Annotated in this window: 11 protein-coding genes; 1 reads left to right on the top strand and 10 read right to left on the bottom strand. The window is 61.4% G+C overall.

Annotated elements, in window-relative coordinates; all coding sequences use genetic code 11:
- Window positions 1-96: 96 nt before the first annotated feature.
- The 8 genes from K6301_RS18835 to K6301_RS18870 all read right to left on the bottom strand — a co-directional run bounded on the left by K6301_RS18835 (window position 97) and on the right by K6301_RS18870 (window position 7923).
- Window positions 97-1233, bottom strand: a complete 1137-nt coding sequence (locus K6301_RS18835) for a mannitol dehydrogenase family protein (RefSeq protein ID WP_247222072.1) — start codon at window positions 1231-1233, stop codon at window positions 97-99.
- A gap of 54 nt (window positions 1234-1287) precedes the next feature.
- The gene (locus K6301_RS18840; protein ID WP_247222073.1) at window positions 1288-2283 is read right to left on the bottom strand and encodes a Gfo/Idh/MocA family protein; all 996 of its coding nucleotides are present in this window, start codon (window positions 2281-2283) and stop codon (window positions 1288-1290) included.
- Entirely contained in the window at window positions 2280-3161 is an 882-nt protein-coding gene (locus K6301_RS18845; protein WP_247222074.1) for a sugar phosphate isomerase/epimerase family protein, read from the bottom strand. Before K6301_RS18845 ends, K6301_RS18840 begins: the two co-directional genes overlap by 4 nt.
- A gap of 52 nt (window positions 3162-3213) precedes the next feature.
- Window positions 3214-4047, bottom strand: coding sequence for a carbohydrate ABC transporter permease (locus K6301_RS18850; RefSeq protein WP_134646725.1), 834 nt, complete (start codon window positions 4045-4047; stop codon window positions 3214-3216).
- On the bottom strand, window positions 4044-4967 hold the full coding sequence (locus K6301_RS18855) for a carbohydrate ABC transporter permease (RefSeq protein WP_134646723.1): 924 nt from the start codon (window positions 4965-4967) through the stop codon (window positions 4044-4046). The genes K6301_RS18850 and K6301_RS18855 overlap by 4 nt, the downstream gene beginning before the upstream one ends.
- Before the next feature lie 74 nt (window positions 4968-5041).
- Window positions 5042-6241, bottom strand: coding sequence for an ABC transporter substrate-binding protein (locus tag K6301_RS18860; RefSeq protein WP_247222075.1), 1200 nt, complete (start codon window positions 6239-6241; stop codon window positions 5042-5044).
- Between the two features lie 24 nt (window positions 6242-6265).
- Window positions 6266-7249: an alpha/beta hydrolase gene (locus K6301_RS18865; protein ID WP_247222076.1), complete on the bottom strand. Its 984-nt coding sequence runs from the start codon at window positions 7247-7249 to the stop codon at window positions 6266-6268.
- The gene (locus K6301_RS18870) at window positions 7246-7923 is read right to left on the bottom strand and encodes a GntR family transcriptional regulator (RefSeq protein ID WP_134646796.1); all 678 of its coding nucleotides are present in this window, start codon (window positions 7921-7923) and stop codon (window positions 7246-7248) included. The genes K6301_RS18865 and K6301_RS18870 overlap by 4 nt, the downstream gene beginning before the upstream one ends.
- Before the next feature lie 100 nt (window positions 7924-8023).
- On the opposite strand from K6301_RS18870, the gene K6301_RS18875 reads away from it, so the two are divergent.
- On the top strand, window positions 8024-9100 hold the full coding sequence (locus tag K6301_RS18875; RefSeq protein ID WP_281505903.1) for an ABC transporter ATP-binding protein: 1077 nt from the start codon (window positions 8024-8026) through the stop codon (window positions 9098-9100).
- A 102-nt stretch (window positions 9101-9202) separates the two neighbouring features.
- Here the strand turns inward: K6301_RS18875 and K6301_RS18880 are convergent, their stop codons facing one another.
- Window positions 9203-11002, bottom strand: a complete 1800-nt coding sequence (locus K6301_RS18880; protein ID WP_247222077.1) for an NAD(P)/FAD-dependent oxidoreductase — start codon at window positions 11000-11002, stop codon at window positions 9203-9205.
- Between the two features lie 65 nt (window positions 11003-11067).
- Entirely contained in the window at window positions 11068-12141 is a 1074-nt protein-coding gene (locus tag K6301_RS18885) for a 2,3-butanediol dehydrogenase (protein ID WP_247222078.1), read from the bottom strand.
- Window positions 12142-12239 lie beyond the last annotated feature (98 nt).

Below are 12239 nucleotides of genomic sequence, written 5' to 3' on the forward strand. Positions count from 1 at the left end.
CGATTCAATAACACAATCGGCGGCACGCCGATCCCAGCAGATACACTGGTTTGGGCATCCGGCCGATGCAAATTCCTGATGCAGACCTTCCCGTCATCACGCATGCGAAGCCTCCAGAGCGGCGGCGAGAAGAGGTTGGGAGAGCGGCGGCGTCGCCGCATGCCCCCTGTCGAGCATGGGCTTGATGCGCCGCAGTTTCTTTTCGGTATGGTTGCCGGCGATATCGGCCAGCCGGTGGTCGAGATAGGGATTGAGGAACCGCTCGCGCACTTCATCAACGTAGCGCAGGGCGTCGTTTCGCATTCCCTCCAAAGCGAAAACAGGCACAACCTCGTCACGCCAGACGGCTTCCAGGTCGCGACGGACGTGATGATCGGCCATGATCTCGCGCACCGTCTCGCCTGCCGGTCGATTACCCGCGAGCCAACGTTCGGCCAGGTAGCTGTGGCCAAGGTTGAGGATATGCAACTTGAGATGTTCGTAACGGTCGAGATTGTCGGTGACGACCAGAGAAGGGTGTCGGCAGGGCAGAACCAGACCTTCCTGCGCCTCGATGGCCCAGAGCGCATAGGGTTCCGCAACCGCCCCGACCGGCTCCAGCGGCTCGGATACGATGCGGTCGACCAGGCTATTGGCAAAGTGGCACCGCGCCTCGACGTAACCGAGAAAGTCGGATGACAGTTTCCAATTCCTGGCGATCGTCAGGACGATCGCTTTCAGCTTGTCGCCGTTGCGCTGTACGAGTTCGCACGGAAAAATCGAAACGGGCCGGCCCGGGCGCGCGCGCCAGCGCGCATACAGCAACACCAGGAGTTTTGCGGGAAAACTCACCGGCACCCTGTCCGGCTCGGACAGGAGCACGACATCGTCGCTTTCGTCCAGATCGTAGCCCCGGTCCCCGGTATTGCTGAGGATGACGTCCGCGGCGATCCCGGCGCTGACGATCGCCGGCCAGTCCGTACCCGCGAACAAGGCCCGCGATATGGCCCTGCCTTGCCGCATCTCGTCGATCGTCTTCCCGTCCTTCAAGCCGCGTATCCGCACAGGATAGGCCCCACCATCGGCGAGAGCCTGGATCCGGCGGGCACTGGCTGGATTGCCGGTCGTCTGGACGACCGTGATGGGGCCAAGCGCCTCATCACGGTCCATCGCCTCGGATATGAACAGATCGGCATGGGCAAGAAGGAAACGGCTCGTTCCGAACTGGAGTATCGGGGTCGGGGCAACAGCCATCATCTCGTTCCTTGTGAAGAGGCGGGCCGGTTGCCCGGAACCGCCGATCCAGATCTAGAGAGCCAGTTCGCGGCGCAGGGTTTCCAGACGCTCCATGGCGATGACGCCGTCAGCGATGGTGGGCGCCGGGGTGGCTGCTCCACCAAGCGCCGGCACGACATCGGCCAGGAGTGAATGGTATCCCTTCGGATCTTCGTTGGCGGCCGCCGTAAAATTCGGCTTCCATGTCAGCGTGTCGCAATCTTCCGACAGGGTCGCACCGAGATCGTCGATCTTGAAGGGCGGATTGCGGTGCCACTTGATCTCGATCACGTCGTCCACCTCGATACGCTGATGATCGCCCATCAGTTCGATGCGTTCGACCGGCGTGCCGCGCGACTGGATCGTGCCCATGGCGATGTTGCCGATCGCACCGCATTCGAATTCGAAGCCGACATGGAAGAGCACCCGGCCGGGCGTCTTTTCAACCTTGCGGGCAGAGATCGAACGGACCGGCGAGACGAGGAAGGACACCAGGTCCATATAGTGCACGCAGTGGTGCAGGAAGAATCCCGTGTAGTCGACATTACCGGCGAAATAGCCCGGCGCCGTCATGTAATAGCCGGTCAAACCGAGCACATCGCCGAACCGGCCGGATTTGACGATGTTGGCCGCCATCCGGTTGCCGATCGAGTAGCGCTTCATGAAGCCGAGCAGCAGCGGCTTCTTCGCTTTTTCGGAGGCTGCAAGGAGTTCGCGCGCACCGGCCGCCGAGCCGGACGGCGGCTTTTCCATGAAGACCGGCAGGCCGCGCTCCAGAGCCGCCTTGCCGAAGGCAAGGTGCTGGTCCGGCCCGACCGCCATACCGACGGCATCGATCCCCGGTGTCTTCAGGAGATCGTCGACATCGGTCACAAGGTTCCTGACGCCGAACTGGCGACCGGCATTCCTGAGGCGCTCGGCATCGATGTCACATAGCGCGATGATCTCCACGTCGTGACGCACGAGCTGCGGCAGCAGCATCTGGGTGGCGTGGATGCCGCAACCGATCCAACCGATTTTTATAGTCATCGACGATATTCCGTAAGCAGGAGGTGGGATTTGATGAAGGCACTGGACGCAGCGAGGCGACCGCTCTCGTCCTCATGCGGCGCGCGCCATTGGGCGAAAGGCACGCCGAAACGGTCATCGGTACGGCGGAAGGGTTCAAGTGAGATCGGCCCCTTGTAGCCGACGTCATGAAGCGCGCGGCACACCTCCACCCAGTCGGTCTGTCCCGTACCGGGAAAGCCCCTGTGGTTCTCGTTGGCCTGGAAATGCACCAGACGGTCGCCGCCAAGCCGGATGGCTTCGCCGAGCGAGCTTTCCTCCATATGCATGTGGAAGGTATCGAGCATCAGCTTCACGGCCGGATGATCGACGGCGTCGAGCAGTTCCATTGCTTGCTGCGTGGTGCAGAGCACGTCGCTTTCGAAGCGGTTCAGCGGCTCGACCGCCAGAAGGACGCCGGCCTTGGCCGCATAATCGCCCGCCTCTTTCAAGCCTCTGACACAACGATCCTTTCGAGCGAGGCGTTCGGCCTCGTCGACCGGCTGCGGAGGGCGGCCCGCAAATACGAGGGGGTTCCCGGTGAGTGGCCCGCCGACGATTGTCGCGCCAAGGCCGGCGGCGCAATCGACCGTGTGTTTCAGATAGTCGATCCCGGCGCGATGAGCGTCGGTTTCGGCCGAGGACAGGTTGCGCTGCAGGTTGACGCGGGCGGCGAGAACGACGCCGAGGCCGGCATCGTCGAGCGCTTTTTTGGCCTCGGCGATATCAAGTTCACCGACTTCGGGAACAAGAAGTTCGACGAAATCATAGCCATGGTCGCGCATCTTCGCAAAGAGCGGGAAGTGCTCCGCGGTGAACGGCCTGGCATACTGCATGGAAATCAACCCGACGGGGTTCATCTGTTTTTCCTTTTCAGTGCATACAAATTCAATTGCTGGCGGACTTTCGCGATCACCCCTTCACCGCCCCCTGGGTCAGGCCGCCGATCAGACGGCGCTGGACGAGCAGGAACAGGATCGTTGCCGGCATCGCACCGACCACGGCGCCTGCTGCCAGCAGGCCCCATTCGATCTGGTATTCCCCGATCAGTGTCTGGATCGCGACGGTCACCGGCCGGACGTTTCGGCCGCCGAGCGTCAAGGCGTAGAGATATTCGTTCCACGCTGTGATGAAGATGTAGATGCCGGTCGAAATGATGCCCGGCATGGTCAACGGCAGAACCACCTTGCGAAGGGCGGTCAGACGGGAGCATCCATCCGTCATTGCCGCCTCGTCGAGGCTTTTGGGGATCGCGGCGATGTAGCTTGTCAGCATCCACACAGCGAAGGGAATGGCGACGGTCGCATTGGCCAGGATCAGCCCGAAATGCGTATCGAGAATGCCGACGCTGCGCATGAGAACGAAGAGCGGCAGGATCAGCAGCACGATCGGGAACATGTTGATCAGCAGAAACTGCATCATCAACAGCTTGCGGCCGGTGAAGCGAAACCTGGAGAAGGCATAGGCAGCCGTCACGGAAACGAGCAACCCGACAACGACCGTTCCGCCGGCGATGATGAGGCTGTCGAGCATGTTCTTCAGGAACGACGTCTGCTCGATGAGCCTGACATAGTTGTCCATGCTCCAGCCCATGGGCGAAAGCGAGACCCCGGTGGCCGACAGCGTCGCCGTCGGCGTGAGCGATGTCAGGATCATCCAGACGAATGGAGCCATGGCGAAGAGAACGATCAGGAGCACCGGAAGGTCGGTAGTGATGATCCGGCGAAATGTGCTTTGCTGCGTCATCGTTCGACCTCACGCATGGTGCGGGCGAGGTAAAGGACCACGAATGCCCCCAGAAGAATGGTGAAAGTGACGGCTATAGACGTGCCGTAGCCGAAATCGAGATTCTGGCGCGCCTTGATGAAAGCGTAGAGCGGTAGCGTGTGCGTCGCATAGCCCGGTCCGCCACCGGTCATAACGAAGATGACGTCCATCGAATTGGCCACCCATATCACCCGGAGAAGACCGGCCGTCGCCAGGACCGGCGCGATGCCCGGCAATGTTATGTGGATGAATTGCCTCCAGGCGGACGCCCCATCGATCGATGCGGCCTCGTACTGGCTTTTCGGAATGCCCTGCAGGCCCGCCAGGATCATGACGGCGAAGAAGGGAAAGCCCTGCCACGTCAGCGTCGCGATAATGGCATAGATCGCGACATCGGGATCGGCGAGCCACGGCACGGCGGTTTGAACGATCGAGAGGTAGACCAGGATATCGTTCAGGACGCCCGTGTTCGGATCATAGATCCAGCGCCACATCAGCGCGATGACGACGCTGGGAAGCGCCCACGGGATAATGATCAGCGCACGCGCCAGCCCGCGCCATGGAAATTCCCTGTTGAGAAGCAGGGCAGCGAGAAGGCCAAGCCCCATTTGCAAGGGAACCGTGAGGCCGATCCAAAGCAGCGTGTTCCATAGCGCGGTCCAGAAGACCGGATCGTTGAAAAGTTTCACATAGTTGCCAAAACCGACGAATTTGCTGGCGTTCGGCTTGAACAGGATGAGGTCGTAGAAGCTCGTCCAGACCGCCTGCACCATGGGCATGAAGACGATAACAAGGGTGACGACGACGGCAGGCGCAAGCAGAAGATAGGGAAGAAGCCGCTCCGACCGCCACGCGAAGACCCAATGACGCTGTAGGGGGGAAGTATTCGACAAAGACATGACTGCTCCTGCCTCCATTTCAAGGCCGGGAAAAGCGCCCCGACACGGATGCCGGGGCAATGTGGTAGCTTGGGTTACTCGGCAAACAGCGTCTGAAGTTGTTCCATCATCTGCGCCGCGGTGATCTGCCCGGTGAGCGCCTGCTGCATGTGAGTCTGCCATGCCGTGTTGACGAACTCCGAAACGGCGGAAGTCTGGGGCAGAACCTTTGCAAACGGCAGAGACTCGATCGTTGCATCGACAAATCGCCGTTCATGCAGCTTCCAGTCGGCGGAGCCGCTCTTGGTGACGGTCATCTGGCCTGTCGCGCTGTTGAATGCGACATTGTTCTCGCCTTCGGCCAGGAAGGATATCCACTTCCATGCGGCATCCTTCACTTCGGAATTCGAGAAGATCGCGAGCGACTCGTCACCGTAGGACGTCCAGCGTCCTTTTCCGCATGCCGGCACCGGAACGGCGGAAACCTTGTCGCCCAACGCGGCCACCAGGTCCTTCGAAGAGCCGATATGGTGAATGGTCATGGCCGTTTTGCCGGATTTGAAGGCGGCGATGATTTCCTGGAAACCATCATTCGGGGCGGACGGCGGAATGACCTTGTCCTTCTGGAACAGGTCGATCAGCCACTGGTTTGCCGCGATCGCTTCGGGATTGACCAATCCGCCCGGCTTCAGCTCCGCGCCCTGCGACATCACGAATGCGCCCCACTGGTCCCAACCACCCTTACCGCCGCGCAGGCCGAAGCCGTAGGTCTCGGGCGCCTTCGTCAACTTGATGGCCGCGTCGCGGAACTCCTCGCAGGTCTTGGGCGGTTGCAGGCCGGCGGCCTCGAACAGGTCCGTCCGGTAGTAGAGATAAAGAACCACATACTGGATCGGCAGGTAATATTGCGTGCCGTCGGGCCCCTTGTTCAGATCAAGCAGGTTGTCGAGCAGGTCGGCTTTGCCTTGCCAGGCATCGATCCGCTCTCCGAGCGGTTCGAGCGCGCCCATCTCGACAAGACGAGGCTGGGCGAAAAGCTTGACCATGGCCGCGTCGGGCGCATTACCGCCGACCAGCGATGTGTATAGGTTGTCGTAATAGCTGTTCCACGGCACGTTCTCGGCTTCGATGGTAATGCCCGGATTGGCGGCCTCGAACTTCTTGACGAGTTCGCCCATGGGATTGGCCGGATTGTCGAAGTGATACCAGAAGCGAACGGTTTCCGCCTGGGCCTGTGTAAACGCGGCGGATGCCGCAAGAACGGCGCCGAGCGCCAATGTCTTCAAAAATTTCATGTGTTCCTCCTCCGAGTTGATAGTTCAAGAGCGGCCGGTTAGCCGCCTTGCTGCACGCCCTGCCGCCGCCAGAGCCTCCCGTGCGGCAGACAGTTCGTATGTGTTTTGCAGGAAGCCATGCATGACGCCGGGCACGATGCTCAGTTCGTCGTCTCGACCGAGCGCCTTGAGACGATCGCTCAGCATCAAGGTGTCGGACAGCAACGGATCGACTGCCGCCGCCATCAGATGCAGCGGTGGCAAGGCTGCCAACGCGGCATCGCCGGCAACCAGCGGGCATGCCAAAGGGTCCACCTCAATTTCCTGCCCGCCGGCATAGAAAGACCAGTAGCGCTGCATCTTCGCCCGGGTCAGGCCGGGCCCCTCGCTGAAGCGGATGTAGGACGGCGTCTCGAACGAGCGGGCGTAATTGCCATAGAAAAGGAGCGCGCCATCAGGAAGACCACGTCCTGCGGCCTGCTCGTGCAACATCGCCGCAAGCGCGAGGTTCGCACCGGCGGAATCGCCGGATACCAGCAGGGGACCGCGCGAAACGCCAACGCTCTCCGTCGCATCGAAAATGCTGCGAAGGACCGAAATGACGTCCTTCAGGCCGGCCGGAAAGGGAAATTCGGGGGCCAGCCGGTAATCGGGCAATACGACAGGCAGGCCGCTTTCGATCGCCAATACGCGGGCGCAGCGCTCATGTGTTTCCGGCGAACAGAAAGCGAAACCGCCGCCGTGTACAAAGAGTATGGCGCCCACGCCTGCATCCGGCGGCACAAGAACCCTCACACGACACCGCGCAGCGCCGAGTTCGGCATCTTCGTCGAGCCATATCTCCGACGTCCGGTGCATGGGCGGCAAGTCGACGTTGCAGCGCGCGTTGGCAAGCAGGGATTGGGCCCGCCCTTCGGCCGGCGGCAATGTCGTCGGATCCGGCAAAGGCCCGAGCTCCGCCAACGTCCTTTCGACCAAGGCAACGGTTTCAGGCGACAGCACGCCGGTCAGGCCCGGACCGTCGCTCACTGCACCGCCTCCGGGAACACCTCCGGACCGAGATCGACGATGGTTGCAATATGATGCTGCATGGAAACCGTTGCGCGGCGCGGATCTCCGCTCTCGATCGCCTCGATGATGCTGCGGTGGCGAAGCGCGGTCGCTTCCAGATCGCGGGACATCGGACTGCGGGAGATCTTGAAACGATGGTTGTGAACCAGGCAACGATGCAGGATCGGATCGAGCGCCGGCAGATTGGCATCCTCGAAAATACGGCGATGGAAATCGCGGTCGAACGAAGCAAGCTCCAGCTCGTCGGCAGCGGCGGCCGCCTTCAGCATCTTGTTCAGCAACTCACCGAGATCCTTGATCAACGTGCGGCTCGGCGAGCGCATCACCCGCACCATGCCGTTGCCCTCGATCTGCTGGCGCAGCCGAAACATCTCGATTGCCTCGTCCTCCGTGCACTCGGACACCTGCGTTCCACGCCGGCCCTTCCGCAGGACAAGCCCCTCTTCCTGCAACTGCAGCAACGCTTCGCGGACCGTCCCCTGGCTGCACTGGAAATGGGCGGCAAGCTCCAGCTCGGTCAAACCGGTGCCAGGCTCGAGCACGCCCAACATGATGTCGCGCTTCAGCGCATCGAACGCCGCGCCTGACTTTAGCGATTTGGTGTTCGTCTGCCGTGGTGGAAAATACGCCATCATGACCTGCCTGAGCTGTTGCGTATTCTTGAACTTATCATTATCGATATTGACATCGATAATGATCGTCAAGCACGAAAGTTGCGCTTAGGAGGAAATCGTGGCTGGAATTGCACTGAAGGAAATCCAGAAGTCATACGGCAATCTGAAAGTCATTCATGATATCGACATCGACATACAGAGCGGCGAGTTTCTGGTGCTCATCGGTCCGTCCGGCTGCGGTAAATCCACCCTTTTGCGCATGATTGCCGGCCTGGAGGAGATCACGGGCGGAGAACTCAATATCGAAGGCAGGATGGTCAACCTGCTGCCGCCCGCCGAGCGCAATATCGCAATGGTCTTCCAGGACTATGCCCTTTATCCGCATATGAGCGTACGGGAGAACATGTCCTTCGGCCTCAAGATGCGGGGAAACAAGGACGAGGACATCAACGGACGCGTCCAGCACGCCGCGGAAATCCTGAAGATCACCGATTACCTCGAACGGCGGCCGGCCCAGCTGTCGGGCGGGCAGCGCCAGCGCGTCGCCATGGGGCGCGCAATCGTTCGCGAGCCGGCTGCATTCCTCTTCGATGAACCGCTTTCAAACCTGGATGCCGCGCTGCGGGTCGAGATGCGCCTGGAAATCGCCAAGCTGCACAACCGGATGAAAGCAACCACAATCTATGTCACGCATGATCAGGTGGAAGCGATGACGCTCGCAGACCGCATCGTCGTCATGAACAGCGGGGTTGTCGAGCAGATCGGCAAGCCGCTGGAACTCTACCACAACCCGGCCAGCCTCTTCGTCGCGCGTTTCATCGGCAGCCCGACCATGAACACCATTCCTGCAAACCTCTCGGCGGGCGCGATCGAGGTCCTTGGCCGCACGGTCAAATTCGACGGAGCCGTGGGCGCTTCCAATGCCGGGAGGTCAGTTGTTGTGGGCCTGCGGCCCGAAGATCTCGTGCAATGTTCGCCCGACGAGGCATGGTTCAGCGGGGAACTGGTTGTCGCCGAACGCTTGGGAAGCCAGACATACGGCTACATTGAAATCGGGCATTCGAAGATGCTGAGCGTCGAATTTCCCCGCAACAGCACGCTTCAGGTGGGTGAAACCCTCCATTTCCGCGGCAATCCGGACAGCGTCCATCTTTTTGATGCGAAAACCGAGAAACGGTTGTCGGCAACCCACTAGAGGTCAGTGGTTCTGAAATGGTTGCGCACTTGCGTCTCCGGAAGCTTGCCTATCGGCAGTGACGGCAGGCGGCCCTCGGCGGGCCGCCTGCTTTGACGCACTCTACTTTCGGTGATGGACGGCCTGGAGGCCGTAGACCGGAGTGGGAATGTTCTCCAGTCGTGCCTTCAATTGCAGGGCGAGGTACTGCGAATAGTGGCGCGACTGGTGCAGGTTTCCGCCATGGAACCAGAGGGCTTCCTGCTGTGTCGGCTTCCACATGTTGCGCTGCTCGCCTTCCCACGGACCGGGATCCTTGGGCGTATCCGAGCCAAGCCCCCACACCTTGCCGACCTTGTCGGCCGTCTCCTGGTCGATGAGATCGGCGACCCAGCCGTTCATCGAGCCGTAGCCCGTCGCATAGACGATGACATCGGCCGGGATCTCCTTGCCGCCCGAGAGCTTCACGGAATTCTCCGTGATTTCCTCGACCTGGCCCGCCGCCAGCTTCACCTTGCCATCGATGATCAGCTGCGAGGCGCCGATATCGATGTAATAGCCGGAGCCGCGGCGCAGATACTTCATGAAGAGACCCGAACCATCCGCGCCCCAATCCAGCTGGAAGCCCGCCTTTTCCAGCGCCGCGTAGAAGTCGGCGTCGCGCTCGCGCATCTTGTCATAGAGTGGGATTTGGAACTCGTGCATGATCCGGTAGGGCAATGACGCGAAGATGAGATCGGCCTTCGCCGTCGTCACCCCATTCGCCAGGGCCTGCTCGGAGTAGAGCGAACCGAGGCCGATATCCATCAGCGTGTCGGATTTGACGATATGGGTCGTCGACCGCTGGATCATCGTGACATCGACACCGGCCTCGTAGAGGGCGGCGCAGATGTCGTGCGCAGAGTTGTTCGAGCCGATCACCACGACTTTCTTGCCCTTGTAGCCGTCCGGTCCGGGATGCTGCGAGGAATGGTGCTGCTCGCGGCGGAACCGCTCGCGGCCCTTGAAGTCGGGGATATTCGCCTTTCCGGACATGCCGGTGGCAAAGACCAGCTGCTTCGGCCGCAGCACCACCTCTTCGCCATCGCGGTCGACGACGATGGTCCACTCTTTCGTTGCCTCGTCCCACGTCGCTGACTTGGCGGTGGAGCGCGTCCAGTAGTTCAGCTCCATCACCTTCGTATAGAATTCCAGCCAGTCGCCTATCTTGTCCTTCGGCGCGAAGACGGGCCAGTTTTTCGGGAAGTCGATATAGGGCAGATGATCATACCAGACGGGGTCGTGCAGGCAGAGCGACTTGTAGCGCTTGCGCCAGCTGTCGCCGGGCCGGTCGTTCTTCTCAAGGATAATGGTGGGCACGCCGAGCTGGCGCAGCCGCGCGCCGAGCGCGATGCCGCCCTGCCCGCCACCAATGATCACGACATAGGGCTGCTTTTCGTAACCAAGCGTGCGCTCCTCTTCCTCACGCTCCTCCTTCCAGGTCCTGGCACCGAGGTCCTGGCCATGCTTGGCGCCGAGCGGGCGGGTAAAACCCGATTTCTCCTCGTGGCCCTTCAGCTCGGAAAGTGCCGTCAACAACGTCCAGATCAGACCGTTCTTGAAGCGCATGAGGCCATAGCCGCGCCCGGTGGCCGTCTCGAAGGTAATCCAGCTTTCCAGCACGCCGTCGGCTTCCGTCGCTTCCTCGCCGGCAGCGACGCGCCAGCTGGACGGTTTGGCCGCCGACAGCTGCGCTTGCAGCATGTCGCGCACCTGATCGCGTCCCTCCACCGTCTTGATGTTCCAGGTGAAGGCGACGAGATCGCGCCAGTAGCATTCCTCGGCGAAGAGATTGACGGCCTCATCGATACGGCCGGCGGCAAGGGCGGCGCCGAGCGTATCGAGAAGCGTCTGGACGCGGGTCGTGGGGGTTTTCTCGAGCATAGTTTCTCCTCCTGCTCAGTGGGAAAACGGGACGGCTCCTCAACCGTCCCGCAGAACGGACCGACCTATCGCGACAGGTCGATCAGGATCTTCAGATGCCGGCCGGCAGGGTCGAGCAGCTGGTCGAACCCTTCGGTGACAGCCTCGCCGAGCGAGACATACTTCGTGACGATGCGGCTTGCCGGGATCTGGCCGCTGGCAATCAGCCGGGCGACGCGTGGCCAATAATGGGTCGGATAGGCCCAGGAACCGCGGATATCGATGTCCTTGAACGTGACGTCGAACCAGTTCAACGGATTCTCACCCGGATGAAGCCCGGTCTGCACCACGACGCCCTGTTTGCGTACCGCATCGGCGCAGTTCTTCAGCGCATGCTCGTTGCCGACGCATTCGATGGCGACGTCGCAGCCCACGCCGCCTTCGGTCTCGGCGCGGATGACGTCTCCCACCTTCTCCGTCTTCGGATTGATGGTGCGGACCTCGCCCAGCGCCTCACGGGCCAGCGCCAGCCGCGTATCGTTGAGGTCGGAAAGAAATATCTGCGAGGCCCCGGCCGCCCGCGCCGCCATGGCCACGAGAATGCCGATCGGCCCTGCACCGGTCACAAGAACGCTGTTGCCGGCGGTCACACCGGCGCGGTCGCAGGCGTAGACGGCAACCGCGGTCGGCTCGATGAGGGCGGCCTCCTGATCGCTCAATTCATCGGGAATGGGCTGGACGTTGTAGTCGTTCAGAAGCGCGGCTTGCGCCATGCCGCCGGAATGCCAGGAAAGGCCGACGAGCGCGAGGTCACTGCTCAGGTGGAAGAGACCGCGGTCGGCGTAGTAGTCGCCGCGGCGCGGCATGATGAGCGGCTGGACCGAAACCCGGTCGCCCGGCTTTACGTGGCTGACACCCTCGCCGACCGCCTTGACGACGCCGCCGAATTCATGACCGAGAACCTGCGGACCGTGCGCGCCGGTAAAGGGATGCGGCTCCTTGGGAACGAAGATCGGACCATAGGCATATTCATGCAGATCCGTGCCGCAAATCCCGCAGAAGCGGTTTTCGACCAGCACCTCCCCTGGCCCGGGCGATGGCGGAGCATCGATCGTATCGATACGCAGATCCTTGGCAGCGTGAAAGCGCAGAGCTTTCATGGGTATTCCCTCCTGATGTTGTTCTTGCACAGGAGGGACAGCAAGCGTCGTGCCAGAAAATCGGCATGCCTATTTGTTTAGCATTATCAGGGGCTTGC

Source organism: Shinella oryzae, from assembly GCF_023038235.1.
In the GTDB taxonomy this organism is placed as follows: domain Bacteria; phylum Pseudomonadota; class Alphaproteobacteria; order Rhizobiales; family Rhizobiaceae; genus Shinella; species Shinella sumterensis.